This is a genomic window from Oceanicaulis sp. UBA6590, from assembly GCF_002433705.1.
In the GTDB taxonomy this organism is placed as follows: Bacteria; Pseudomonadota; Alphaproteobacteria; order Caulobacterales; family Maricaulaceae; genus Oceanicaulis.
Window position 1 is genome coordinate 49,550 of sequence record NZ_DJIQ01000012.1, and the last position, 25,359, is coordinate 74,908.

The window sequence follows — 25,359 nt, forward strand, 5'->3', positions numbered from 1 at the left end:
TGGCGCCGATCCGACATGCAATTTCCAGAGTGATGCGATCTCTGGTGATGAAATTCACTCTGCTTTGCGGGGTGATCCTCGTCGTCGCCACGACTGCGCTCATGGCCGTCGAATACCAGCTCAAGGCTCAGGACAACAAGGCCGCCGGCCTGGTCCACGCCGAACTGATCACCGAACTGTTCACCACCACAGCCGCCAACGCCATTGCCGTCAGCGACATGGAAGGTCTGACCAATCGCCTTCTGACGGATTTTGGCGAGCGCGACGATGTCAGCTCGGTCTATGTGGCCAACGTCAATCGCCGCGTCATCGCCTCCTATGGCGACGTGCCCTATGAAATCGGCGATCGCGCCGCCGATCATCTGGTCCAGTCCGCCGTCGGCGCGGTGGATACCCGGGTCGAGATGGTGGGCGACGAGATCCGCGTGGCCGAACCGGTTTTCTACAATGGCCGCCTGATCGGCGCTGTCGTCGCCACCGTGCCCATGTCCGCCGTCGTCACGCCGGCCATCGACATCATCACGCGCCAGGTCATCATCGCCGCGGTCGCCCTGATCATCTTCCTGCCGGTGGTCGCGCTGATCGTCCGCAAGGCGCTGGGTCCGGTGCGCCGCCTGACCGAAGCCGCCCGTCTCGCCTCCTCGCGCAAGCTGGACCTGCGCATCGAGGTGAATACCGGCGATGAACTGGAAGTGCTGGCGAACGCCTTCAACCGCATGTTCGCGCGGCTCGACGCCTCTGTGAAACGCGTCCACCGCCTTGCCTATGTGGACATGATCACCGAGCTGCCCAACCGCGAACGCTTCCGCAAGGAAGTCGAGCGCGTCGCCCGGGAAGCCACTGAATCCGGTGAACAGGGCGCTATCCTGTTCCTCGATCTCGACCGTTTCAAACGCGTCAACGACTCCCTAGGCATTGGCGAAGGCGACCGCCTGCTTGAAGCGGTGGGCCGCCGCCTGCGCGAAGCCGTGCGCGGCTGGGATTTGTCCCAGGGCGAGCTGACCAAGGAACCGTCCATGGTCGCCCGTCTGGGCGGGGATGAATTCACCGTATTGCTGCCGCGCCTGCGCGACAGCGCGGACGCCGCACGCCTGGCGCGCCGCATCGTGGATTCCGTACGCCGCCCGTTCGAGATTTCCGGGCACCAGGTCTTCCTCGGCATCTCTGCCGGCATCGCCTGCTTCCCGCGCGACGGTTCTGATCCGGAAACCCTGCTGCGCCACGCGGATCTCGCCATGGCCTCGGTCAAGCGCGCCGGCGGCAATGCCTGCGAATTCTTCGAAAGCTCCATGAACCAGAGCGCCTTCGAGCGTCTGGTGCTCGAGAACGAGCTGCGCGAAGCGGTGCGCGACGACCAGCTGGTGGTGTTCTACCAGCCCAAGGTCTCCATGGTGGACGGCTCCATCGCCGGCGCCGAGGCGCTGGTGCGCTGGCGTCACCCGACGGCGGGCCTTCTGTCGCCGGGCGCCTTCATCCAGGCGGCCGAGGAATGCGGTCTGATCGGGGAAATCGGCGACTGGGTGCTGCGTCGCGCCTGTCACGAAGCGCAGATCCTGCACGAGCGCGGCATGAATATTCCGGTCGCGGTCAATGTCTCGGCCATGCAGTTCGAAAGCGAAGGCTTCTCCCAGACCGTGCTCGAAGCCTTGCAGGATTCCGGCCTGCCGCCAGAGCTTCTCGAGCTGGAGCTGACGGAATCCACCGCCATGCGCGAGCCTGAACGCGTGATCGAGCAGATCGAACCGCTGCGTCGTCTCGGGGTCACCTTCGCCATTGACGATTTCGGCACCGGCCACTCCTCGCTGTCCTATCTGACGCGCATGCCGTTCGATGTCTTCAAGATCGACCAGAGCTTTGTCCGCGACATGAGCCAGGACGAGCATGCGCGCATCGTGGTTGAGACCATTCTGGCGATGGCCAAATCACTCAAGCTGAAAACCGTGGCCGAAGGCGTGGAAACCAACGACCAGTATCGCGCGCTGCGCGCCCTGGGCGCGACCCTGGCCCAAGGTTATCTGTTCGGTCGTCCCATGCCGTTCGCGGAGCTGGAAGCCTTTGCGGCCCCGGGCGGCGAGCAGAGTGTTGCGGGATAACCCGGATCACAGTTGCGTGATGCACAAATATCACGCACAAGGCCTTTCAACTTTTTAATTCGCTTTTCTTGGATTTTGTGGCATTCTTACACCTGCAGCTGAGGGCTGCTCCTGATAGCGCGCCGTCCCCCCGACGCTTCAGGATGTCATGACGTTCCCCCCAGCGTCATGACGGCGCTCCGTCCCTGATGAGCGCGAGGCAAAACGCCCGGCGACTTCACCCCAGGTCGCCGGGCGTTCTTTATTCCACGATCGCGCTACACCGCTCCCTGTCGCTCCCGCTTCAGCCGGGTTAAACAGGGGTCATGACCGATTTTGATCCCTCCCCGTCTGACTCAGCCGGCGCCGAAGACGAGATCGCGCGCCTGCTTGAAGAAATCCCGCTTCTGTACAAGGCCCGCGCCTTTGCCGAATCGGTGGGCGATCCGGCCTTCTTCTCGCGCCTGGGCGAACCGCTGGATTCGCGCGAGATCGCACTGGCGCGCGCCTATCTCGATGGTCTGGGCATTCCCGAGGCGGAACCGGCGGAAATGGGCGACTGGTCCGACGCCATCGCCGCCGCCGAAACGCTTGATCGCGATCCCTGGGCCTGGGAGGCCGAGGAGATGCAGCGCGCCGCTCTGGTCGAACGCGCGCTTGAGCGGCTGGACGAACAGGCGCTGCAAGCGGCCCTGACGCTGGTCGCCTCCAAGATCGGCGAACTCGCCAAACAGGCCGCCGAGGCCAGCGCCTCGATGGACGACATGTATGATGAAGCGGTGATCAACGCCGCCGCCGGCGGGCTGGTCCAGGCCGCCCATGGCGCGGTTCTGGTGCTGCTGGCGGAAGCCGAGGATGACGAGCCGCCCCACCCCTTCCTCGCCCGCTGGCGGCTCTATGTGCGCGGCCGCTGGCCGGTCGGCGTCGCCGGCGCCACCTACAACATTCTCTGATCTCGCTGACCGTTCTTCACTCAGGATTGCCCATGACCCCGTTCACGCTCGCCACCTGGAACATCAATTCTGTCCGTCTGCGCGCGCCTCATGTGGCGAGTTTCGTGAAGGAGGCCCAGCCTGACGTGATCGCCCTGCAGGAGATCAAGTGTCTGCCCGACCAGTTCCCCCGCAAGGAATTCGAGGAGATGGGCTTCCCCCATCTGCATATCGTCGGTCAGAAGGGCCTGCATGGCGTCGCCATCGCCTCGCGCACGCCCATCGAGCCGCTCGATCAGGACAAGCTCTGCCCGCGTGGGGAGGCGCGTTTCCAGCGGGTCCGGGTCAACGGCGTGGAGCTTCAGAACTATTACATTCCCGCGGGCGGCGACGAGCCGGACCCGGAGATCAATCCGCGCTTCGCGCACAAGCTTGAATTCCTCGAGCGCCTGAAGGGTTATGCGGCGGATCGCGCCAAGGAAAACGCGCCGCTCGTGCTGGTGGGCGATTTCAACATCGCCCCGCGCGAACACGATGTGTGGTCCCACAAGCAGCTTCTCAAAGTAGTCTCCCATACCCCGGTCGAGGTGGAGGCGCTGAACGCCTGGCTTGAGGCCGGCGAGTATATCGACGTGGCCCGTGAACTGATCGACGAACCGGAGAAGCTCTTCACCTGGTGGAGCTATCGCAGCAAGGACTGGCGCGCTTCCAATCGGGGCCGGCGTCTCGATCATATCTGGGTCAGCCCGGCCCTGAAGGACGCCGCCCTCAAGGACGGCCGCGACAGCTTCAGGATCTGGGATAACGCTCGGGACTGGGAAAAGCCGTCAGACCATGCCCCGGTCACCCTGCGCCTGGGCTAATTGCCTGTTATAATTTTATAAAATTGGCTCCGTCGGTTATATCATATGCCTAATATGCATATGAATTACCGTTACGGACGCCCTGAATCTCTCAACAGTCTGACCGACTGGGGAGAGAAACATGAAGACGCAAGATCGTATTGAACGTCTGGATTTTCTGGGTTTTGACCCGCAGGTGCGCGACGCGCTGGCGCTATGTACGCCTGTGATTGAACACGCACTGCCAGACGCATTGTCCGCGTTTTATGACGTCATTGGCGCGACTCCGGCGACCCGGCGATTTTTCCGCGACGACGACCATATGCTTGCCGCCCGGGATCGTCAGAAGGCGCACTGGATGTCGATCGTTTCGGGTCGTTATGACAGCGCCTATTTCGAAAGCGTGCGCAAGATTGGGCTCGCCCACAGCCGGCTGGGTCTCGAACCGCGATATTATATCGGCGGATACGCCCATCTCGCCTCTGCCCTGATCCGTGCGGTCGCACTGCCAGACCAAGCTGGCCTGGCCCGGTTTGGCGGTCGCAATTCCAGACTGCTCGCGCGTAAACTCGATGCTCTGGTCAAGGCGATCTTCCTGGACATGGAGCTTGCCGTCTCGCTGTACCTGGAAGAGACCGAGGCCAATGCCTCACGAGAGCGGGATGCGATCGCGACCGAGTTCGAACGCAGCGTCGGCCAGGTGACGGGAAGCTTGCAGACGGTCTCCGAGACCATCGGCACGGCGTCCGGCAAGGTGACAAGGACCGTCGAGGTTACGCTCGAACGCGCCGTGAAGGCGGCTTCGGGCGCAGAGAATTCAGCTCAAAGCGTTCGCTCGGTCGCCGCCGCTTCCGAACAGATGCAGGCCGCCACGGGCGAGATCGCCCAGCGCGCCCATGCCCAGACCGATATCGCGCGTGACGCGGAAACGCTCGCCAGCTCCGCCGCCCAGGATATCGAACGCCTCAGCCACGCCGCCGCGCAAATCGGCGGGGTGGTCACGCTGATCCAGCAGATTGCAGAGCAGACCAATCTGCTGGCCTTGAACGCCACGATTGAAAGCGCACGCGCCGGCGAGGCCGGAAAGGGATTCGCAGTCGTCGCCCAGGAGGTGAAGACCCTCGCCAACCAGACTGCGCGCGCGACCGATGAGATCGGGGGCGAGATCAACGCCATCCAGTCGGCCACGCAGGCCGTCGTGGACGCCATGGCCCAGATCAGGGACACCATCTCCAGGATCGCCGAGGCGTCCATGGGCATCAGCGCAGCGGTGGAGGAACAGGCCAGCGCCACCGCTGAAATTACCCGCAGCTCCACCAGCGCCGCCCTGGGCAATGAAGCGGTCGCGGCCGCCGCCTCGGAGATGGAGCAATCCACGCGGGATGCATCCTCCTCTGTCGAGGCCATGACGGAGGCGTCTGCACAGGTGCAGTCATGCTCTGCTGACCTGTCTCACTCCGTTGATCGCTTCCTCGCCTCGATCCGCAGCCCCCGCACGGGGACGTCATGATGCTGACCCAGCTGATCTATACATCCTATCCGGCCTTTCCCGTCCGGGCCGGCTGGCTGACCGGGCCTCTGGGCGAAATCGTGCGGGCCGGACGCGATCATAATGCGCGCCACCAGATCAGCGGCATTCTGGGCGTCGAGGTGAACCGCTTCTTCCAGATCATTGAAGGACCGCATGAGAGCGTGCATGAAACCTTCGAGCGCATCCGCCAGGACAAGCGTCACTTTGACGTCCGCCTGAGACATTCGTGCCGGATCGCGGTGCGCACCTTCCAGGACTGGTCCGTCGGATTTGCAGCCCGCGCCTTCCTGCCTCCGTCGGAACCGCTCCAGATGGATTTCGAAACCGCCACGGTTGAACACATCATCCATCGCGGTCAGGTCTTGCGCCGGTATGGCGTCATCGCCGAAGCCGGTCTCGATACGCCTAACGCTTGAGGATCCTGAAGGTCAGTTTGTTCCGCCTGGCGTCATCATAGTCATTCTGACCGATCTCCAGATGATGGCTATGCAGCGCCGTGCCGCCCAGATCATCCGGGATGGTGGTGGACATGGCCTGATAATACCGCGGGCCTGTCGGCAACTCAGCCTTCCACACGGTCTCCACCAACAGGATGCGGCCTTCAAACGCGCCTTCATCCCTCAGGCGCGCGAAATGCCTGTCGGCATCCGCGCCAAGCATGCCGTCTATGCGCTCTCCGCTCTCCAGCATCCCGTAGAGTCCGCCATTTGAGCGAAAGCCCTGTGAACACTCGATCAGTTCTATTCCCTCGCCGCGAGCGCGGATCAGGCTCACGCTGGTCGGCGCCGTCCGGACCGCGAGACGCCATTGCTCAAAGCACGACCGGTACCGGTTTTCCTCAAGCAGGCGAAGGATCTTCGCATGCAAGTGCAAGGATGGCTGTTTCGACCCGGACTCGATCCGGGAATAATAGGCCTGACTGATCCCCAGACTGTCAGCAACCGCCGCCTGCTTGGCGCCGGTCTGGCGCCTGAACGCGGTCAACAGCTGAGCCAGCTGCGTCTCCTGAGTCTGTATCAACGATTACCCCCCATGTATCGCCAAGGGTGATGCAATCTAAACCACCGCCCCCTCAAGGTATTTTATATACACATAACCTTTGGGGTTTTAAGCCGCTCATTCAGCGCATACTACTGAAATGCTTTCTCAAATAGAAAACGCCAGACCCCTGAAAGGGCGCTGGCGCTCTCCGAAATCCCAGGCGGCAAAGGCCTACATCTGCAGCCGGTAGCCGCCGCTCTCGGTGATCAGCAGACGCGCGTGCTGGGGATCGGTCTCGATCTTCTGACGCAGGCGATAGACATGGGTTTCCAGCGTGTGGGTATTGGCCTCGCGGTGATAGCCCCAGACCTGATCGAGCAACTCCTCCCGCGCCACAGGCTGACCACCGGCACGGTAGAGGTATTTGAGAATATTGGTTTCTTTCTCGGTCAGCCGGGTCTTGCGATCCTCTGCGTCGATCAGGATCTTCATGGACGGCTTGAACCGGTAGGGCCCGACCTGGAGCACCGCATCCTCGCTTTGCTGGTGACGACGCAGCTGGGATTGCACCCGCTCGAGCAGCACCACAAAGCTGATCGGCTTGGCCAGGAAGTCATCAGCGCCCGAGCGCAGCCCCAGAACATGGTCGGCATCGCCGGACTGGGCCGTCAGGAGGAGGATGGGGGTGCTCACGCCGTCCTTGCGCAGATGACGGCACGCCTCGCGTCCGTCCATGTCCGGCAGTCCGACGTCAAAAATGATGATGTCCACGGGCTCGGACCGGGCGAGCTCCATGCCCGGCTTCGCCGCATTGGCGGTCAGGACGTTGAAATCGTCCTCAAATCCGAATTGCTCGGCCAGCGCCTCGCGCAGGTCATCATCGTCATCAACCAGCAGGATCGTCTTCTTGTTCGTCATGGGTCTGTCTCCAGTCGGGCGGCCTGACAAACTGTGCCCACCGGTCGAAGTCTACCGGCAAGCCTTGCCTGTCCGCACCCGATTGCGCAATGGCAAACGCGCAATCTCGTTGCAAAACCGATGTACTCCAAACGGCGTGAAACTTGCCTGACGGCTTTGTGAGCCTCGCGAATTTTTTCGTGAGGCCGCCCGCCGTGGTGGGGGAGGCGACCGGAGACCCTCAACGCCTTGCTCCCAAGGTGCAGAAGTCTCCGTCGCCGACCCCGCACGGTTCGCGGCGAATGTTACATGTAAGGGGTTTCCCCTAAGCCCGCCGGACCTCGCCATGACGGTTTATGTCGCCAGCGCCAGCCGCAAACAGCTTCAAGGATCCGACTTCACGGCGACGTGCGCGATCGGTCGCTCCGGCGTGATTGCAGCCCAGGACAAGACCGAAGGGGACGGCATGAGTCCGCTGGGATGCTGGCGGGTCCGGCGCGCCTATTGGCGCGCCGATCGCCTCGACCGGCCCGAGACCTCTCTTGTGATCGATCCCATCCGCTCCGATGACGGCTGGTGCGATGCGCCCGACGACCCGGCCTATAACCAGCCCGTGCGCCTGCCCTATCCGGCCTCTTGTGAAACCATGACGCGCGAGGACGGTCTGTACGACCTTGTGGTGGTCCTGGGCCATAATGATGACCCGCCCCGGCCGGGACTCGGGTCCGCCATCTTCCTGCACTGCGCCTCGCCGGACTTCAAACCCACCGAGGGGTGCGTGGCGATCGAGCGGTCCCGACTGATCGAGCTGGTCGGACGCTTGACGTCGCAGGACTGGATCGAGATCGCGCCCTAGCGCGCCTCCCGTTCGCCAAACAGGGCGGATCCCACTCGCACCGAGGTCGCGCCCAGCTGCACGCCCAGTTCGAAATCCGAACTCATTCCCATGGAGAGCCGGGCGACATCCGCCCGGGCGGCCAGCTTGGCCAGCAGGGCGAAGTGCGGCGCGGCGGGCTCCTCCACCGGCGGAATGCACATCAGGCCTTCAACGGGCAGATCAAGATCGCGTCGACAATGGCGCACGAATTCCACGCATTCATTGACCGCCAGCCCCGCCTTCTGGGGTTCATCGCCGGTATTGACCTGCACATAGAGCGCGGGGCGACGCCCGGTCTTCTCCATGGCCTTCACCAGCGCCCCTGCAAGCTTTTCCCGGTCCAGCGTCTCGATGACGTCAAACAGGGCGCAGGCATCGTCCGCCTTGTTCGACTGCAGCGGCCCGATCAGACGCAATTGCAGGTCCGGATAGGTCTCGCGACGGCCTGCCCAGCGCTTTTGCGCTTCCTGTACCCGGTTCTCGCCAAAAATGCGCTGCCCGGCGGCCAGCATGGCGTCCACCCGATCGTCAGGCTGCACCTTGGAGACCGCGACCAGATCAATATCGTCAGCGGACCGCCCGGCCTGCTTGGCCGCTCTGGCGATCCGGTTCAAAATCTCGGCGCGCGCGGCGGCGACGCCGTCCGGGGAAGTGGGATAAAGGTCTGTCATGGGAATGAGGGGGTATGACGATACTGCCCGGCTGGCAAGTCGGGCTGCACGGCTCGAAGGGTCGCGCGGCCCTTTGCCGGCCCTCTTCTGCCTCAGCGATCCCGATCGCACCCCGGATCTGATGGCGCTGGCGCATGCTCTTCCGGCCGGGGTCGGCCTCATTCTTCGCACCTTCGGCAAGCCGGAGATCCGCCAGCAGGCGGATGATGTGGTGAGGCTGCGACATCAGGCGGGCGGGCTGTGCCTGATCTCTGCAGATCCCGATCTGGCGAGACAGGCCGGGGCGGATGGCGTTCATTGGCCCGAACGCCTGCTGACAGGCGCGAATGTCCGACGAACCCAAGGGCTGGTGTCAACCAGTGCCCATTCGCCCCAAGCCCTGCGCCGAGCCGGGCGCCTTGCCGATCTCGCTTTTGTTTCAACCGTTTTCCCGTCGAACAGCCCCAGCGCGACACGGCCCATGGGACCGTTCAGACTGGCGGCCCATGCCGCGCGCAGCACGCTGCCGGTCTATGCTCTGGGCGGCATGACGTCCCGCACGATCAGGCGACTGGAAAATCTGGGAATTTCAGGAGCGGGCGCTGTCGGAGCCCTGACCGTGAGCCGGTGACCGCCTAGAAGCGGAACGCGGACTCAAACCGGATTTCCGGAGCCTTGTCCTGGCCATCCTCGCCAAAGACCTGCTCTTCGGGCGAGGTGAAGCGGACTTCACCGCCAAAGCGGAAATGCTCGGAGAACTCGTAGAATGCGCCCGCGCTGAAGTCTTCAAGATCAACGCCCTGCGCGCCGCGAGCCGGAGCCACATAACCCAGGGTCACGCCCCAGCGATCGCCGGCCTGCAGGTGGAATTCGTCAGACGGCTGAGCCCAGACCGAACGGGTTTCGGACGGCGCCAGCGTGAAACGCTCATACCAGGGCAGAGCCGACGCGGAGCCGCGATCTTCGATGAGGACCGGACGCGCGGGCGTGCTGACATTGGTCCGGGCCGCTTCCGCCGTTTCGCCCGGGGCGTCAAAGCCGCGCAAGGACAAGGTGAAGGGCTCCAGCACCGGAGCGAGGCTGGCCCCGCCCGTCAGCGCGAACGCATTGTCCTGGGCGGATTCCTGCGCATACGCCGAACCGCCGGCGCAGAGCGCGCCGGTGCACAGCAGTGTCGCAAGAAGCGTGTTGATACGCATGAGCCCATCCAGACAAGTTCACGATCAGATATAGCCCAGCCTTATGACGCTTGTAAGGCGCCCCAAGCGCTGATCCCGCACAATCGGTCGTGGGCGTGTCAAAAACGCAACCCTGTCTCCACAAGGAGTTGGAGCGCATCCTGATCCGCGCCGGGCCGGTTTTCCTCCACATGCAGGATCGCCAGTCCCAGTACGCCGCGCGCGCCGACCAGTCGTGACGCGCCTAGCTGGACGCTTCGGGTCCGGGTCTGCACCAGATCACTCTGGCCATACCCCAGCTCCAGCCCGTAAACCCAGTCGCCCTGCTCATAGGCGATGTTCAGGCCCAGGCTGTCGTAATCGGCGCCCAAATAGCCGTCAGACCCGGTCAGACCGGAGAGGTTGACCGTCAGGTCCCCCGCCTCGCGAACCAGATCGGCGCGGACCAGCCAGGGATCGTCAAAGGAGAGCCCCATCAGGTCGTCCGCGCGGGCCGTCTCGTAACCGAGCGAAGCGCTCCAGCGCACGCCGGATGTCGGAATACGTCGGTCAAAACTCGCCGCGAGAGACCAGACTGAACCCAGATCCGCACGCAATACCTGCGCTCCCGCGGGATGACACTGCTGGGCGCACGGATCCGCGTCCGGCGCAAAGGAGGCGGACAGTCTGAGCCCGACAATGCGCTGGCTCTGGACCGACAATCCCGCCGCGCCCTCCGCCAGGGTGAGCGAGGTATCGGCGAGATTGAGGCCAGTCGGATCGATCACCCCGCCCTGGGCGCGCGTGAGGCGAAAGGCATGGAGCGGTCGGGACGCTTCCTGAACCGCAGCGGTCTCCCCGGGTCCGGCCCGCAGTTTCACCAAGCGGGTTTGCAGGTAAATCTGCGCTTTATCGACAAAGAGACGCGAACTGGACGCATCCAGACCCGGATCCGCCGATAATCCTGTCAGAAGCCCGGTGACCGGCAGACCGTTTCGTACCGGACCTGTCAGACCCGGTCGCGCCAGGCCGCGACGGCCGTCGCCCGTGGTCAGACGCACCTGCCCCTCAACGCCATATCGCCAGCCCTGGTCGGTCAGCGTCTCAGACGAGCCCTGCAACCGCATGTCTGCGTACGGAACATCACGCGGCGCCTGTGACGCCCCAACGCCGATCAACAGATCGAGATCGGCTTCGAATTCGACTTCGGTCTGAGTGAGAAAACTGGGACGCCATGATGCGTCCTGGCCCCAGGCTGCTGTCGGCGCGGCCACGAGCCCGCCTGAGAAGACGCATGATATCAGCGTCTTACGGAAACAGGTCATAACTCGTGGCCTCGCCGAACGGCCCCGTCCCCCCGGACGTGCCCTTGTTTTCTCCGACTATCAGCCCCGAACCGTCAAGCTGACGGCGCCGGTCTGGCCGCAGAACTGATTATTTGTGACATGAAAACAACAGCTGTTCCATACAGAGCGCCAGCCTCAAGACTGGCGTCCCTGCACCGGCATGCTATAGAGCAATAAGACAAAGACGCGCCGGAACCCGGCGCAGAACCGCTTGGCCGGGAGCCGCCTAAATGTTGTTTCGCCGTTTGATCACTCCGTTCGCCGTCACCGCCTGTATTCTCAGCCTGGCTGCTTGCGCCTCGCGCGGGGACAATTCCCAGGATCGCGGGCTGCTCGGCGGCGTGTTCGGCGGCGGCGGCCAGGTCAGCGATGCGCCCGAAGCCGGCATCGGCGTGAACAGCTTCCTGTGGCGGTCCTCCCTGGAAGTGTTGTCCTTCATGCCGCTGTCCGAAGTGGACCCGTTCGGCGGCGTGATCATCACGGACTGGTACGCCAACCCGGAAATCCAGAACGAGCGCTTCAAAGCGACCGTCTACATTCTCGATACGCGCCTGCGCGCGGACGCCCTGTCGGTTCAGCTGTTCAAGCAGGTCCGCACCGAAGCCGGCGACTGGGCCGATGCCGAGGTTGATCCCGCAACGCGCATCCAGGTCGAGAACGCCATTCTGACGCGCGCGCGCCAGCTGCGCATCCAGACCATCCAGGACTAGGCACGGTCCATGCTGTCCCTGCGCCCTTCCCTGATTCGCACCGGCGTCCTCGCGGCGGCCCTGGTGGGTCTGTCCGCGTGCGGCTTCCAGCCGCTCTATGGCGGCGCAGGCTTCAATCAGCTCCCCGGTGTCGAGATCAGTCGCGGACAGGATCGCGTGGATTATCTCATCGAGGACGCCCTGCGCGACTTCCTGGGCGATGGCCGCAGTCCGTTTCGCCTGACGCTCGCCAATGAGACGGCGCAACGTTCGCTGGGCCTGAGCGCTACGGGCATTGCACGTCAGTATGCGCTGGTCATCACGACCGATTACACGCTGACGGATGCGACCGGCGCCGTCATCGCCGAAGGTCGGCTGCGCGAGGAATCGCTCTTCGACGCCGGATCTGACCCCTACACCCTCGTATCTGGCGCCTCGAACGCTGAGGAACAGGCCTCCGAGGCCATGGCGGAACGGCTGGTGCGGGAGATCGCCGTTGCGCTGCGTCAGCGCGAAGCGAATTCAGCGCGGTGAAACTCAAGACCCGGGATGCGGACCGGGCGCTTGCCCAGCCTGACGGCTCCTACACGGTCTATCTCATTTACGGACCGGACGGCGGCATGGTGCGCGAGCGCGCCGACACGCTGTCAAAAGCGCTGGTGAAGGATCCCGACGATCCTTTCTCTGTCACGCGTCTCACCGATGAAGACATAAAGGCGGATCCGGCCGCCCTGGCCGACGCCCTCGCCGCCCTGTCGCTCACGCGTGACCCGCGGCTCGTGCGCTTGCGGCTTTCCGGGGATTCCGCACCTGTCGCGAAGCTGATTGCGGAAGTGGATGAGGGGGTTACGCCCTCTGAAGCAACCTTGGTCATTGAATCGGGTGATCTGAAGAAGACGTCCAAGCTGCGCAAGGCGGCCGAGGATGGCAAACGCACGCTCGCCGCGCCCTGTTATGCGGATACGGCGCGTGATCTCATCACGCTGGCCGAAGACATGTTCCGGGCGGAGCACCTGACTCTCGAGCCCGAGGCGCGCGCCATGCTGGCTCCGTTTCTGGAAGGCGATCGCGCCCTGGCGCGCAGCGAGATCGACAAGCTGATCCTCTATAAGGGTCTCGCCGATCAGCGCGAGGGCCAGGACGATGTGATCACCCGTCAGGATATCGCCGACATCTCAGCGGTGGGCTCAGAAGCGGCCATGGAGCAGATCCTCGACCCGGCCCTGGGCGGCGACATTCGCGCGGCGGACGCCGCCTATGCGCGGGGCTTGTCAGCCGGCCTCAATCCCGTCGGCGTGCTGCGCGGGCTTCAGCGTCGGATCGATCAGTTCGACACCTTCCATTCGGGCGGCGGTGATGCCGGCGCCCTGGCGCGCGCGGGCGCGCCGCGCTTCGGACCTCCGGCAGACCAGTTCAAACGCTCGGCCAAGCTCTGGACCGGACGGCGGCTCGACCAGGCGCGCAAATACGCCTTTGACGCCGAACGCGCGGTGAAACGCTCGGGCGCACCCGCCGAGGCCATTGTCGGCGACCTGATCCTGCGCCTGTCTCGCGCCGCCGCTCAGGCGCGTCGATAAAGCTTTTCTTTTCAGTTATTTATAAGAATATCGCGCTGAGAGCCCCTGAAATCGGAAACAGCGTATCCATCTACGCTTCAGACGCTCTCACACGCGGGGTTTTGAAGCCTAGAAGGCGCCGGAACCCATCTGACTCAGCCGGCGACAGACATCGTCGAGCTGTTCGAGGTTGGAGAACTTCACGCGCAGCTCGCCCTGCTCGCCCTTCGCCTTGATCTCGACCGCCAGACCCAGACGCGAGGACAGATCCGCTTCCAACGCGCGGGTGTCCGCATCCTTGGTCTGAGGCGCACCGGAGGCCGACTTGCGCTCGGGAGAGGCTCCACCGCCCGACGCAGTCCGCGCCAGCGCTTCGGCCGCGCGCACGGACAGCCCTTCACGCACAATCTGTTCGGCCAGCGCTTCGGGATTGGGCGCGGTCGCAATGGCGCGGGCGTGCCCCGCCGTGATGGCGCCCTCTTCAAGATAGGCGAGCACGGCCTTCGGCATGGCCAGAAGACGCAGGGTGTTGGCCACATGAGCGCGCGACTTGCCCACGGCCTTGGCCACTTCTTCCTGGGTATGACCAAATGTCTCCACCAGCTGGCGGAAGGCGCGAGCCTCTTCAACCGGGTTGAGATCGGCGCGCTGGACGTTCTCGACGATCGCGATTTCCAAGGTTTCGCGATCAGTTAGCTCACGAACCAGACACGGCGCTTCATGCAGCTGGGCGCGTTGCGCCGCCCGCCAGCGGCGTTCGCCGGCCACAATCTGGTAGCGCTCGGTCTCACCGCGCATCGGACGGACCAGGATGGGCTGCAGCAAGCCCTTGGTCGCGATGGAGTCCGCGAGCTCGGCGAGATCGCTTTCGGTGAACACCTTTCGCGGCTGATCGGGATTGGGCTCGATCAGTTCGATGGGCAGGGTCTGGACCCCATTCCGGTTGCCGGACGCACGCTGGGCGTTGCTGGCGTCCGCGCGGACCGCTTCAGCCTCTTCGCCCTCGCCCAGCAAGGCGGACAGGCCCCGGCCCAGGCCGCGGCTCGGTTTGCGTTCGTCTGCACTCATGCGGGGGTCAGCGCGTCAGCTGCGCGCCGCTCCTGTTTGACCACTTCACTGGCCAGTTTCAGATAGGCTTGCGCGCCGGCGCATTCGAGATCGTACAGGAGCACCGGCTTGCCGAAGCTCGGCGCCTCGGAGACGCGCACATTGCGCGGTATGACCGTGTTATACACCTTGTCGCCGAAATGCTCGCGCACATCCGCCGCCACCTGGGAGGACAGATTGTTGCGGCGGTCATACATTGTCAGCACAACCCCTTGGATTTCCAAGGATTTGTTGAGGTTGCCCCGCACCAGCTCGATGGTGCGCATCAATTGGGTCAGACCCTCGAGGGCAAAGAACTCCGTCTGCAGCGGCACCAGCACGGAATCCGCCGCGGTCATGGCGTTCACCGTCAGAAGATTCAGCGAAGGCGGGCAATCGATCAGGATGTAATCGCAATGCTCGCCCATGCCCGACAATGTCCGGCGGAAACGATCAATGGCGTGGCGCAGGCGATAGGACCGGCGCGGCGCATCCGACAATTCGAGCTCGGCGCCGGACAGATCCACATCAGAGGGAATGATCGCCAGACCCGGCACGTCCGTATCGATGAGCGCATCCTGCAACGGGCGCTCACCCACCAGAACGTCATAGGAGGTCGCCCGGCGATCCGCCCGCGCAACCCCCAGCCCGGTGGACGCGTTGCCCTGGGGATCGAGATCCAGAACAACAACCCGTTGACCGATGGCGGCGAGCGCGGTCGCCAGATTGATGGCGGTCGTGGTCTTGCCCACGCCCCCCTTCTGGTTCGCCACGGCAATGACCTTGGGCGGCGCGATGCGGGATTCTTCAGACACGGGCAAGCCCCCTGATTTTGAGAATAGCGGCCTCGGGCGATGTCCGGCTCGGCAAGACCTCTGCTTCAAAAGTCCAGCTTTTCCGCGCCTCGGTCAATTCCTCTTTATAGCGTGCGCCCTTGGGAAGCAGGGCCACAGCCCCTTTATCCACAAATGGATGAACGTAACCGAGTAATTTACCAAGCGGCGCCATGGCGCGTGCGGTGACCACATCGACCTCCGGGACAGGATGGATCGATTCCACCCGGTCGGCACGCGCAATCGCGGGGGCTTTCGTCTCGCGGATGACCTGATTGACGAAGGCCATCTTCTTGGCGACGGAATCCACCATCAGCACATGGCCCTCGCCCGCATGACGCTCCATCAGGGCGAAGGCGATGGCGAGGCCCGGAAAACCCGCGCCGGCGCCCAGATCCGCCCAGCGTCTGGCCTCCGGCATCAACTCGAACACCTGCCAGCTATCGAGCGCATGGCGATGCCAGAACTCGGTCAACGTCCCCCGCCCCACCAGATTGGTGTGGGCGCTCGTCTCTTCCAGAAGCCGCCGCCAGGTCTCGAACCGCTCCAGTGTTTCACGTGAAACACCGGTTTCGGCCTGAAACTGCTCAGGCCCGTACGCCGCCTCGCTCATGCCGTCTGCGCTCCGGCCGGGCGGCGCTTGAGATAGGCCAGAAGTGCGGTCAGCGCGCCTGGCGTCACGCCCTCGATCCGGGCCGCCTGACCCAGCGTATCGGGAGACGCCTTGATCAGCTTCTCACGCACTTCATTAGAGAGGCCGCCCACCTGCGCGTAATCGAAATCTGCGGGAATGCGCACGCCCTCATCGCGGCGGAACGCCAGGATGTCCGATTGCTGACGGTCGAGATAGCCATGATAGACGGCGTCAATTTCAACCTGCTCGGCCACCCGCGGTTTGATCTCGCCGAGCTCCGGCCAGATGCGCACCATGTCGGACCAGCCGATGTCGGGATAGCTCAACAACTCCATCACAGAGCGGCGCTTGCCGTCCTCATTGACCTTGATGCCATGGCGCTTGGCCTCGGCCGGGGTCAGGGTCAGGGTCGTCGCCTGTTCACGGGCGCGGGCGAGATCGGCCTGACGCTGCCGCCAGGATGTTTCACGTGAAACACTCGCCGCGCCCAGAGCAATCGCTTTGTCGGTCAGGCGCTGGTCCGCATTGTCGGCCCGGAGCGTGAGACGATACTCGGCGCGCGACGTAAACATGCGATAGGGTTCGGTGACGCCGCGGGTGATCAGGTCGTCGATCATCACCCCGATATAGGCTTCGGAGCGATCGAGGATGAAGGGATCAGAACCGGACGCTTTCAGCGCGGCATTGAAGCCCGCCATCAGGCCTTGGGCCGCCGCCTCTTCATAGCCGGTCGTGCCATTGATCTGTCCGGCCAGGAACAGGCCAGCCATGGCTTTGACTTCCAGAGCGGCGCTCAGTTCGCGCGGATCGACATAATCATACTCGATGGCATAGCCATAGCGACGCACCTTCACATCCTCGAGCCCCGGAATGGTCTTGAGGAAAGCGTCCTGCACCGCGTCGGGCAGCGAGGTGGAAATGCCATTGGGATAGACGGTATCGTCATCCAGACCTTCGGGCTCCAGGAAGACCTGATGCTGGCTGCGGTCTGCAAAGCGCACCACCTTGTCCTCGATCGAGGGGCAATACCGCGGCCCACGCCCCGAGATCGCCCCGCCATAAACCGCCGACTGAGCCAGATTGTCCGCGATGATCTTGTGGGTCGCTTCCGTCGTCCGGGTGATGCCGCAGGCGATCTGTTCGACTGTGATCACATCATTGAGGAAGGAGAACGGCACCGGGATGTCGTCCGCCGCCTGCATCTCAAGCTGATCCCAATGAATGGTCGAGCCGTCGAGACGCGCCGGGGTGCCCGTCTTCAGACGGCCCATGCGCAGGCCCAGACCATAAAGCGTTTCAGACAGGCCATTGGCCGGCGCTTCGCCATGACGGCCCGCCGGGATGCGTTCATGACCGCGATGGATCACGCCCTTCAGGAAAGTGCCCGTGGTCAGCACCACAGCGCCCGCGCGATAGGCCCGACCCTCGCCATCAATGACGCCGCAGCAGCGCCCGTTCTCGATGATCAGATCCTCGGCCGCCGCCTCGACAATGCTGAGATTGGCCTGCTCAGACAGCGCCTGTTGCATGGCTTCACGATAGAGCTTGCGATCAGACTGGGTGCGCGGGCCGCGCACCGCCGGGCCCTTGGAGCGATTGAGCAGGCGGAACTGGATGCCGGATGCGTCCGCGACGCGCCCCATCACGCCATCCAGCGCATCCACTTCACGCACCAGATGCCCTTTGCCCAGACCGCCAATGGCGGGGTTACAGGACATCTCGCCAATCGTGGAGGCTTTATGGGTCAGCAGCAGTGTGCGCGCGCCCAGGCGCGCCGAGGCGCTCGCCGCCTCACAGCCGGCATGGCCGCCGCCGATAACAATCACGTCCCAGGGCCGGGCCTGGGCTTGGGTCTGATCAAGTCTCATGGGTCAACTCTCGGGCGCGGGTTCGCTGCGTCGCGCCGGGGCGGCTTACATAAGGCGCCCGGTATTCGGAGTCGAGGGATTAGCCGGATTTCGCGGCCTGATTATGGCGCCTATTTTCCGATGCAGAACTGGCTGAACACCCGGTCGAGCACATCTTCCACGTCGATCCGCCCGGTCAGGCTTTCGAGCGCCCTGATCGCCAGATGCACATCGCTCGCCGCCAGCTCCGGCGCGCGCGCCAATTGCGACTGCGCCGCCATCAGATGATCGAGCGCGCGCTCCACCGCCTGACGGTGACGCGCGCGAGACAGCGCCGGGGCTTCACGTCGGCTCAGACGGTCTCGCACAACCTCTTCCAACCAGCCTTCCAGCGCTGGCAAACCCAGCCCGGACTTCGCGCTCAGCTCGAAGCGGGTCATACCGAGCTCATCCGATAGGTGAAGGGTTTGGCCCTGATCCATCTTGTTCAGGATCAGCGCGTCCGCATCCGTGAGCGTCTCCAGCAGTTTGGCCGGAAGTGTTTCACGTGAAACATCGACGACCCCCAGACGCAGATCGGCATTCTGCGCCCGGTCCAGCGCCCGGCGCACGCCCTCCGCCTCCACCTGGTCGGCGGCGTCCCGCAAACCCGCGGTATCGGCGACGATTACAGGGAAGCCCGCGAGCACGAGCCGCACTTCCACCACATCGCGCGTGGTGCCCGGAATATCGGTGACAATCGCCGCATCCCGACGCGCCAGGGCATTCAGAAGCGTCGACTTGCCGGCATTGGGCTCGCCGATGAGGGCAATCGAGAAACCCTCGCGCACCCGCTCGCCCCGCCGCCCGTCTTCGAGATGGGCAATGAGAGCGTCACTGAGCATTGCGAGCGGCGGCCCCGCCGTTTCCGATAGCGTCTCGGGCACATCCTCCTCATCGGGAAAATCCACCTCGCCTTCGATGGCGGCGAGGACGGAGATCAATTGCTCGCGCCAGTCCTCATAGAGGCTGCGCAAGGCGCCGGTCATCTGCGACAGCGCCTGCTCGCGCTGGCCTTCGGTTTCCGCATCAATGAGATCGGCGAGGCCTTCGGCTTCAGTGAGATCCATCTTGCCGTTCTGGAAGGCGCGGCGGGTGAACTCGCCAGCCTCGGCCGGGCGCACGCCCTGCTCCAGAAACCGCTCCGCCATCGCCTCGATCACGGCGGTTCCGCCATGCACGTGAAACTCGGCGCAATCCTCACCCGTGAAACTGGCCGGTCCCTCGAACCACAGCGCCAGACCCTGGTCGATCACCGCGCCTTCACCGGTCCGGAAGGCGCGCAAGGCGGCAAGTCGCGGCTTGGGTCGCGGCAAGCCGGCCACCGCGTCCAGAACCGCCCCCGTCTCGGGACCGCTCACACGGATAACCGCCACGCCGGACCGGCCCGGCGCGCTCGCCAGTGCAAAGATCGTCTCGCTCATGACTTCAGATCAGCTCTTGTCGGACTTGGATGACCCGCCGGAGGCAGCCTGGCTCATCAGACCCATGACGTGCTTCTGCCATTCCCCGCCCATGGTCATCCAGGATCGCATCAGGGTGTCCGGCTCCATCGCGTCCATATTGGCGCTCATGCGTTTGCCCATCTCTTCGACCAGCTGGGCGTTCAGCCCCGTCACATCCGGCAGACCCATGAAGGTCCGCGCTTCTTCGGGAGTGCATTCGATATTGATGTTGACCTTCATGGGGGCCTCGCCTCAGTCTCGCCACGCTGAACGCGGAGCATTCAAGGTTCAGTCTACGCCGCCTCAGAGCGCATGACAAAGCCGAGTGCTCAGACACGCAAGGAGACTTCTCATGGCAGGACAAGACATCATCATTCACGGCCCGGACGGCGATTTCTCCGCCTACAAGACCGGCGAAGGCCCGGTGTTGATCGTCCTGCAGGAGATCTTCGGCGTGAACCAGGTCATGCGCGATCTGTGCGATGAGTACGCGGCGCAGGGATTCACCGCCGTCTGCCCGGACCTGTTCTGGCGGATCGAGCCCGGCATTCAGATCACGGACAAGACTGAAGAGGAATGGAACCAGGCCTTCGAGCTGTTCGGCAAGTTCGACGTGGACGCCGGCATTCGCGACGTCGCCGCTACGATCGCCCAGATGCGCGCCGAGGGCGCAGACAAGGTTGGCGCCGTGGGATACTGCCTGGGCGGCCAGCTCGCCTATCTGACCGCCTGTCGCACGGATGCGGACGCCTGCGTCGGGTATTACGGCGTCAATATCCAGGAGCGCCTGGATGAAGCCAGCCGGATTTCTCATCCCCTGATGCTGCATATTGCCGGCAAGGACGAGTTCGTGCCCGCCGAGGCGCAGGGAAAGATCATGGATGCGCTGTCAAAGCATGGACTTGTCACGATTCATCATTATCCAGAGCGGGATCACGCCTTCGCCCGCCCCGGCGGCGCTCATTATGACGCCGACGATGCGGAACTGGCGAATGGTCGGTCACTCAACTTCTTGAATAAGAACCTGAAATAGGATCACACGCATGCGTTTCCTTGTTGGCGTCAGCCTTTTCGCCCTTGCCGCCTGTACTGCGGAAGCGCCCGCTCCCGACCGGGCCGCCGAAAGGACGGACATGCAGGCCCCGCCTGCACAGACCGCCGCCGCGGATCTCTGGCTGACGGGTGTGGACCTTCCGGCCTATCTCGATTGCGCGCGCGAGCAGAGCGTCACCTTGTTGCAGGCGCACCGCACCGGCGATCGTGCGGGCGCCGCGGAAAACTCCATCGGCGCCATGCAGGCCTCGCTCGATGATGGCGCGCTCTTCATGGAGATGGACGTCGCAAAGACCTCTGACGGCGTGCTCATCCTGATGCATGACGACACCGTGGACCGCACGACGAACGGCACGGGCCGCGTGGACGAGATGACCTATGCGCAGATCTCCGAACTGCGCCTTGTGGATGTGGACGGCCATGAGCTCGATGAAGGCGTGCCCACCTTCTCGGACGCCCTCGCCTTTCTTGATGGCCGCGGCTTCGCCCAGGTCGATCTCAAGGATACGACCTTTGACGAGATCGGAGCGGCGCTCGTGGCGGCTGATGCTGTCGACCGCGCGGTGGTCATCACCTATTCCATTGATGACGCCATCATCCTGTCGGGCATCCTGCCCGATGTGGCGCTGTCGACCGGCGCGCGCTCGGCGGAAGATCTCGAGCGCCTTGAACAGGGCGGCGTGGATCTGGGCCTGACCACGATCTGGCTGGGCGTCGGCACGGGTCAGCCCGAATGGGATGCGGTGCTCGCCAATCTTGGGATCGAGACGAGCTTTGGTGATTTCGGCGGCGAGCGGAACGGCACGGTCGATTACACCCTGCTCAATCAGAACGGCGCCGAGGTGATCTCGGTCGATGATGTTCCTGCGGCTGCGGCGGCGCTCGACGCCCATGACGCATCCCGAGCCCTGCTTGAAGCCTGCCCCGCCGCCCAGGGCTAGGCCTGGGTCTTTGGCTGAACACGCAGACCGGCCATCCAGTCATGAAAACCGGCCCTGAAGATCAGCACCAGCCCGATCTGTAACGCCAGAAGACCATAGGACACGGTCCAGAGCGTGACATTGACGAGGCCCGGAGGATCAACGAAGGGCTGGCCGGGAATGGTCCATATCCCGATATGGGCGATTTCCCAGGGCAGGAATTTTCCAAGGTTCCGAACGAGTGCGCGGCCCAGCCCCGGCCGCGCACCCTGCCGCCTCACGCGAAGTCCCATCAGGGCCTTGCCGGGCGTTGCGCCCCAACCCGCTTCCAGAAGGCTGAAAATGAGGATGGCGGGGCCCGTCAGGGTCACGACCGCGATCGCATATCCCGCCAGCTTGGAGGATGGCGGCTCGGGAACAAGCGCTTGCACCACCCCCCAGAGCGCCAGTGCGTAGAGTCCGATAAGAACGAAATCGACGCCGTAGGCGCACGCTCGCTGCAAGAACAGACGGAGCCGGGCCATCAGTCCGCGCTCGCGCGTTGCCAGGCGGGGCGCTGTTTAAGGCGATCAAAATAGGCTTTCACCGGCTCCGGCGCGCTGTCGAACTGTTTGACGATCTTCAACAGGTAGAACAGATAGCCCAGCGCGATATCGGCGGCCGTGAACCGGTTCGCGGCCAGATATTCGCGACCCTCGCCCAGACCACGCTCGGCGATCAGCTTGAATTGCTTGTCGAGCTCCGCGCGCGCCCATTTGGCGAGCGCCGGATTGCGCTGGTCCTCGGGCAGGAGCGTGGTGTGCGCGAGGGTCAGATTGACCGCCATGGACATGGTGCCCTCGCTGAAATGCATCCATTCGAGATAGCGATCATAATCGGGTTCGTCCGGGGTCACGGCGAGCTCGGTCGGGCCGTATCTGGTGACGAGGTATTCCACCATGGCGACCGATTCCAGCATCACCCGGTCGCCATCGGTCATGGCGGGGATTTTCTGCATGGGATTGATGGCCTTGAAGGCCTCTCCCCCCATATTGCCGCGCTGGTTCGCCGTGATCGGACCGAGATTCTCGAGCGTGTGCGGCAAACCCATTTCCTCAAGACACCAGCGCACCCGGACCGAGCGGGACATGGGCGCGTGATAGAGGGTGATATTGGGTTCAGACATGGGTTTCCTCCCCGATACTTTAGCTTTTAAGCATCCTTTCATATCTGACGCTTGGAACGCTAGCCCCAAACGCAAACGGCCGCCCCGAAGGGCGGCCGCGCAAACACTCAAACGCCTGAAGGATCAGGTGTTCATGGAGTCATAGAACTCGGCGTTGTTCTTGGTTTCCTTGAGCTTGGACAAGAGGAATTCGATCGCGTCCTGGGTGCCCATCGGATTGAGGATCCGGCGCAGCACATAGGTTTTCTGCAGATCCTGCTTGGGCACCAGAAGCTCTTCCTTCCGGGTGCCCGACTTGAGAATGTCGATGGCCGGGAAGACGCGCTTGTCGGCGACCTTGCGGTCGAGAATGATCTCGGAGTTGCCGGTGCCCTTGAACTCTTCAAAGATCACCTCGTCCATGCGCGACCCGGTGTCGATCAGCGCGGTCGAGATGATGGTCAGGCTGCCGCCTTCCTCGATATTCCGCGCCGCGCCGAAGAAGCGCTTGGGTCGTTGCAGGGCGTTGGCGTCGACACCGCCGGTCAGCACCTTGCCGGAGCTCGGCACCACGGTGTTGTAGGCGCGGCCCAGACGCGTGATGGAATCCAGAAGGATCACCACATCGCGCTTGTGCTCGACGAGGCGCTTGGCCTTCTCGATCACCATCTCGGCCACCTGAACGTGACGCGTCGCCGGCTCGTCAAAGGTGGAGGCCACGACCTCGCCCTTCACCGTGCGCTGCATGTCGGTCACTTCTTCGGGGCGCTCGTCGATCAGCAGCACCATCAGATAGCATTCGGGATGGTTGGTCTCGATCGCGTGGGCGACATTCTGCATCAGAACCGTCTTGCCGGTCCGGGGCGGCGCCACGATCAGGGCGCGCTGGCCCTTGCCCAGCGGCGACACGATGTCGATGACCCGACCCGACCGGTCTTTCTTGGTCGGGTCCTGGATTTCCATGTTGAACCGCTCATCGGGATAGAGCGGGGTCAGGTTGTCAAAATGGACCTTGTGGCGGGATTTCTCGGGCTCCTCGAAATTGATCGAGGACACCTTCAGGAGCGCGAAATAACGCTCATTGTCCCGCGGCGCCCGGATCTCGCCTTCCACGGTGTCGCCGGTGCGCAGACCGAAGCGACGGATCTGGCTGGGGGAGACATAGATGTCGTCCGGGCCCGGCAGATAGTTGGATTCCGGCGCGCGCAGGAAGCCGAAACCGTCCTGCAGCACTTCCAGCGTGCCCCCGCCGGAAATCTCCGCGCCCTCATCGGCCAGCGCCTTGAGGATGGCGAACATCATGCCCTGCTTGCGCAGGGAGGAGGCGTTCTCGATATCGAGGCTTTCAGCCAGCTCCACCAGCTCTGCGGGCGACTTTTCCTTCAGTTCCTGAAGCGACATGCGACGGGTCGAAGCGGTTTTGGTTTCGCTGCCGTCCTGCGGCTCGGTTTCAGGGGTATCAGTCATGAGTTTCTCAGACAGCTCGGTTCACAAGACCTGATCGGTTCAGGCCCTGGTGAACACCAGACGACGAACTGCGCCAGGCCAGCGCGGATCGACTATGGGATTGGGTGTTAGCCCGGGCGCTGTCAGACGAGGCGTCGGCGCGGCCCGCAGCCGTTGGAGGGGATCCTTGCAAAGGAGTCCCCTCATCCCTGCCACGCACGGCGCTCAACGTCAATGAATTTCGAGGCTCAGAACGGCTTAACGACAGCCAGAAGCACGATGAGGATCACCAGGATGGCCGGGCCCTCATTCATGATCCGCCAGAACTTTTCCGTGCGCGGACGCTCGCCCTTGGCAAACTTCTTGGCGCTGGCCGCATAAAATCCGTGAATGCCGGACATCAACAGCACCAGCAACAGCTTGAAATGGAACCAGCCCTGAGCGAACAGCGCCGGATTGGCGATGATCATGGTGATCGCCAGAAGCCAGACCGCAATCATGGCCGGATTGACGATGATCTTGAGAAGATTGCGTTCCTGGATCAGCAGCGCGCCTTCAAGCTCGCCCCCGGCTACAGCCTGGTGATGATAAACGAACAGGCGCGGCAGATAGAGCATGCCCGCCATCCAGAAGATCACCGCGATGATGTGAAGGCTCTTGACCACCAGATAACCGATGGAGCCGGGAAGCAGAAAATCGATCATGCGGCGCTCTCCTGTTTCAGACCCGCTTCAAGACAGGGGCAGCGGCCGAACTTGCCCGGGCAGATCGGTTGACCCTGCGGCGGCTTGAGCCCGTTCCCCCCCTCTAGCGCATCGACCGTCACCCGCGCCAGCGCCGCGATGAAGTCAGGCTGGTCACCCAGCGCCGGAACCCGGTCATAGCCTCTGGCGCCATGCTCCTCGGCCAGCTCGGCGTATTCCTCGTCAAGCTCGACCAGGGTCTCGATATGCTCGGACACGAAAGCGATCGGGGTGAGCAGGATATGCTTGTCGTCCTGACAGGCGCGCTCGATCGCCTCTTCGGTGGAGGGGCCGATCCATTTGAGCGGGCCGACGCGCGACTGGAAGCAGATCTCGTGGTTTTGCAGGTGTTCAGGCAGACGCGCATTCACCTGCGCCACCGTCTGTTCGACCTGCCATTGATAGCTGTCGCCCTTCTTGATGATGGTTTCCGGCAGGCCATGGGCCGAATAGAGCACGCGCGTATTCTCGGGCTTGCCCGCCTTCTCCCATTCCGCCTCGATCAGGCGGGCGTGCGCCGTGATGAAATCCGCTTCCTCGGGATAACAGCAGATGGCCCGCGCCTCGGGCCCGCCCGCATCTCGCCAGGCCTTGAAGGACGATCCGGTCGTGGTGGTGGAAAACTGCGGATAGAGCGGC

Annotated in this window: 28 protein-coding genes; 12 read left to right on the forward strand and 16 right to left on the reverse strand. The window is 63.6% G+C overall.

The window, feature by feature from the left end:
* Positions 1-47: 47 nt before the first annotated feature.
* The 5 genes from B2Z70_RS02685 to B2Z70_RS02705 all read left to right on the forward strand — a co-directional run bounded on the left by B2Z70_RS02685 (position 48) and on the right by B2Z70_RS02705 (position 5,793).
* The gene (locus B2Z70_RS02685; protein ID WP_292980684.1) at positions 48-2,093 is read left to right on the forward strand and encodes a putative bifunctional diguanylate cyclase/phosphodiesterase; all 2,046 of its coding nucleotides are present in this window, start codon (positions 48-50) and stop codon (positions 2,091-2,093) included.
* A gap of 305 nt (positions 2,094-2,398) precedes the next feature.
* Positions 2,399-3,025 carry a hypothetical protein gene (locus tag B2Z70_RS02690; protein ID WP_009802424.1) on the forward strand — a complete coding sequence of 209 codons (627 nt, stop codon included), beginning with the start codon at positions 2,399-2,401 and terminating at the stop codon, positions 3,023-3,025.
* A gap of 32 nt (positions 3,026-3,057) precedes the next feature.
* A complete protein-coding gene (gene xth / locus B2Z70_RS02695) occupies positions 3,058-3,867 on the forward strand; it encodes an exodeoxyribonuclease III (RefSeq protein WP_009802423.1) in 810 nt (269 codons plus the stop codon).
* Between the two features lie 121 nt (positions 3,868-3,988).
* The gene (locus B2Z70_RS02700; RefSeq protein WP_292980691.1) at positions 3,989-5,356 is read left to right on the forward strand and encodes a globin-coupled sensor protein; all 1,368 of its coding nucleotides are present in this window, start codon (positions 3,989-3,991) and stop codon (positions 5,354-5,356) included.
* On the forward strand, positions 5,353-5,793 hold the full coding sequence (locus B2Z70_RS02705) for a BLUF domain-containing protein (RefSeq protein WP_292980694.1): 441 nt from the start codon (positions 5,353-5,355) through the stop codon (positions 5,791-5,793). Before B2Z70_RS02700 ends, B2Z70_RS02705 begins: the two co-directional genes overlap by 4 nt.
* On the opposite strand, the gene B2Z70_RS02710 is transcribed toward B2Z70_RS02705, so the two are convergent.
* A complete protein-coding gene (locus B2Z70_RS02710; RefSeq protein WP_292980697.1) occupies positions 5,783-6,397 on the reverse strand; it encodes a helix-turn-helix domain-containing protein in 615 nt (204 codons plus the stop codon). The genes B2Z70_RS02705 and B2Z70_RS02710 overlap by 11 nt on opposite strands.
* Before the next feature lie 192 nt (positions 6,398-6,589).
* Positions 6,590-7,276 carry a response regulator transcription factor gene (locus tag B2Z70_RS02715; protein ID WP_292980700.1) on the reverse strand — a complete coding sequence of 229 codons (687 nt, stop codon included), beginning with the start codon at positions 7,274-7,276 and terminating at the stop codon, positions 6,590-6,592.
* Between the two features lie 325 nt (positions 7,277-7,601).
* Here B2Z70_RS02715 and B2Z70_RS02720 point away from each other — a divergent pair, with 325 nt between their 5' ends.
* Positions 7,602-8,111 carry a L,D-transpeptidase family protein gene (locus tag B2Z70_RS02720; protein WP_292980703.1) on the forward strand — a complete coding sequence of 170 codons (510 nt, stop codon included), beginning with the start codon at positions 7,602-7,604 and terminating at the stop codon, positions 8,109-8,111.
* Here the strand turns inward: B2Z70_RS02720 and B2Z70_RS02725 are convergent.
* Positions 8,108-8,803, reverse strand: coding sequence for a YggS family pyridoxal phosphate-dependent enzyme (locus tag B2Z70_RS02725; protein WP_292980706.1), 696 nt, complete (start codon positions 8,801-8,803; stop codon positions 8,108-8,110). The two genes, B2Z70_RS02720 and B2Z70_RS02725, sit on opposite strands and share 4 nt — an antisense overlap.
* On the opposite strand from B2Z70_RS02725, the gene B2Z70_RS02730 reads away from it, so the two are divergent.
* Entirely contained in the window at positions 8,802-9,413 is a 612-nt protein-coding gene (locus tag B2Z70_RS02730) for a thiamine phosphate synthase (protein ID WP_292980709.1), read from the forward strand. The genes B2Z70_RS02725 and B2Z70_RS02730 overlap by 2 nt on opposite strands.
* A gap of 4 nt (positions 9,414-9,417) precedes the next feature.
* Here the strand turns inward: B2Z70_RS02730 and B2Z70_RS02735 are convergent, their stop codons facing one another.
* Positions 9,418-9,981 (reverse strand): NtrZ family periplasmic regulatory protein, encoded by a 564-nt coding sequence (locus B2Z70_RS02735; RefSeq protein ID WP_292980712.1) that lies wholly within the window; start codon positions 9,979-9,981, stop codon positions 9,418-9,420.
* Positions 9,982-10,079: 98 nt separating this feature from the next.
* Positions 10,080-11,213 (reverse strand): porin, encoded by a 1,134-nt coding sequence (locus B2Z70_RS02740; RefSeq protein ID WP_292980715.1) that lies wholly within the window; start codon positions 11,211-11,213, stop codon positions 10,080-10,082.
* A 302-nt stretch (positions 11,214-11,515) separates the two neighbouring features.
* Between B2Z70_RS02740 and B2Z70_RS02745 the strand changes: the two genes are divergently transcribed.
* From B2Z70_RS02745 to holA, 3 genes are read left to right on the forward strand one after another with little or no spacing between them, the layout of a single operon-like run.
* The gene (locus tag B2Z70_RS02745; RefSeq protein ID WP_292980718.1) at positions 11,516-11,995 is read left to right on the forward strand and encodes a DUF3576 domain-containing protein; all 480 of its coding nucleotides are present in this window, start codon (positions 11,516-11,518) and stop codon (positions 11,993-11,995) included.
* A 9-nt stretch (positions 11,996-12,004) separates the two neighbouring features.
* Complete coding sequence (gene lptE, locus B2Z70_RS02750; protein WP_292980721.1) at positions 12,005-12,508, forward strand: LPS assembly lipoprotein LptE; 504 nt, start codon at positions 12,005-12,007, stop codon at positions 12,506-12,508.
* Positions 12,505-13,551 carry a DNA polymerase III subunit delta gene (holA, locus tag B2Z70_RS02755; RefSeq protein WP_292980724.1) on the forward strand — a complete coding sequence of 349 codons (1,047 nt, stop codon included), beginning with the start codon at positions 12,505-12,507 and terminating at the stop codon, positions 13,549-13,551. The genes lptE and holA overlap by 4 nt, the downstream gene beginning before the upstream one ends.
* 108 nt (positions 13,552-13,659) lie before the next feature.
* Here holA and B2Z70_RS02760 read toward each other — a convergent pair whose 3' ends face one another.
* The 6 genes from B2Z70_RS02760 to B2Z70_RS02785 form a co-directional block, all read right to left on the reverse strand.
* Complete coding sequence (locus tag B2Z70_RS02760) at positions 13,660-14,598, reverse strand: ParB/RepB/Spo0J family partition protein (RefSeq protein WP_292980727.1); 939 nt, start codon at positions 14,596-14,598, stop codon at positions 13,660-13,662.
* The gene (locus B2Z70_RS02765) at positions 14,595-15,413 is read right to left on the reverse strand and encodes a ParA family protein (RefSeq protein WP_206740532.1); all 819 of its coding nucleotides are present in this window, start codon (positions 15,411-15,413) and stop codon (positions 14,595-14,597) included. The genes B2Z70_RS02760 and B2Z70_RS02765 overlap by 4 nt, the downstream gene beginning before the upstream one ends.
* 10 nt (positions 15,414-15,423) lie before the next feature.
* The gene (locus B2Z70_RS02770; protein WP_292980731.1) at positions 15,424-16,062 is read right to left on the reverse strand and encodes a 16S rRNA (guanine(527)-N(7))-methyltransferase RsmG; all 639 of its coding nucleotides are present in this window, start codon (positions 16,060-16,062) and stop codon (positions 15,424-15,426) included.
* Entirely contained in the window at positions 16,059-17,951 is a 1,893-nt protein-coding gene (gene mnmG, locus B2Z70_RS02775; protein ID WP_292980733.1) for a tRNA uridine-5-carboxymethylaminomethyl(34) synthesis enzyme MnmG, read from the reverse strand. Before mnmG ends, B2Z70_RS02770 begins: the two co-directional genes overlap by 4 nt.
* 110 nt (positions 17,952-18,061) lie before the next feature.
* Positions 18,062-19,393, reverse strand: coding sequence for a tRNA uridine-5-carboxymethylaminomethyl(34) synthesis GTPase MnmE (mnmE, locus tag B2Z70_RS02780; RefSeq protein WP_292980736.1), 1,332 nt, complete (start codon positions 19,391-19,393; stop codon positions 18,062-18,064).
* A gap of 9 nt (positions 19,394-19,402) precedes the next feature.
* Positions 19,403-19,654 carry a DUF6489 family protein gene (locus tag B2Z70_RS02785; RefSeq protein WP_009802408.1) on the reverse strand — a complete coding sequence of 84 codons (252 nt, stop codon included), beginning with the start codon at positions 19,652-19,654 and terminating at the stop codon, positions 19,403-19,405.
* A 112-nt stretch (positions 19,655-19,766) separates the two neighbouring features.
* On the opposite strand from B2Z70_RS02785, the gene B2Z70_RS02790 reads away from it, so the two are divergent.
* A complete protein-coding gene (locus B2Z70_RS02790; protein ID WP_292980741.1) occupies positions 19,767-20,447 on the forward strand; it encodes a dienelactone hydrolase family protein in 681 nt (226 codons plus the stop codon).
* A 10-nt stretch (positions 20,448-20,457) separates the two neighbouring features.
* Positions 20,458-21,408 (forward strand): glycerophosphodiester phosphodiesterase family protein, encoded by a 951-nt coding sequence (locus tag B2Z70_RS02795; RefSeq protein WP_292980744.1) that lies wholly within the window; start codon positions 20,458-20,460, stop codon positions 21,406-21,408.
* Here B2Z70_RS02795 and B2Z70_RS02800 read toward each other — a convergent pair.
* The 5 genes from B2Z70_RS02800 to hemH form a co-directional block, all read right to left on the reverse strand.
* Positions 21,405-21,911 carry an RDD family protein gene (locus B2Z70_RS02800; RefSeq protein WP_009802405.1) on the reverse strand — a complete coding sequence of 169 codons (507 nt, stop codon included), beginning with the start codon at positions 21,909-21,911 and terminating at the stop codon, positions 21,405-21,407. The genes B2Z70_RS02795 and B2Z70_RS02800 overlap by 4 nt on opposite strands.
* Positions 21,911-22,552, reverse strand: a complete 642-nt coding sequence (locus B2Z70_RS02805) for a glutathione S-transferase family protein (RefSeq protein ID WP_292980747.1) — start codon at positions 22,550-22,552, stop codon at positions 21,911-21,913. Before B2Z70_RS02805 ends, B2Z70_RS02800 begins: the two co-directional genes overlap by 1 nt.
* A 123-nt stretch (positions 22,553-22,675) precedes the next feature.
* Positions 22,676-23,998: a transcription termination factor Rho gene (gene rho, locus B2Z70_RS02810; protein ID WP_083783254.1), complete on the reverse strand. Its 1,323-nt coding sequence runs from the start codon at positions 23,996-23,998 to the stop codon at positions 22,676-22,678.
* Positions 23,999-24,225: 227 nt separating this feature from the next.
* Positions 24,226-24,681: a protoporphyrinogen oxidase HemJ gene (gene hemJ, locus B2Z70_RS02815; protein ID WP_292980750.1), complete on the reverse strand. Its 456-nt coding sequence runs from the start codon at positions 24,679-24,681 to the stop codon at positions 24,226-24,228.
* On the reverse strand, positions 24,678-25,359 hold a 682-nt coding region (gene hemH / locus B2Z70_RS02820; RefSeq protein WP_292980752.1), incomplete at its 5' end, for a ferrochelatase. The genes hemH and hemJ, both read right to left, overlap by 4 nt.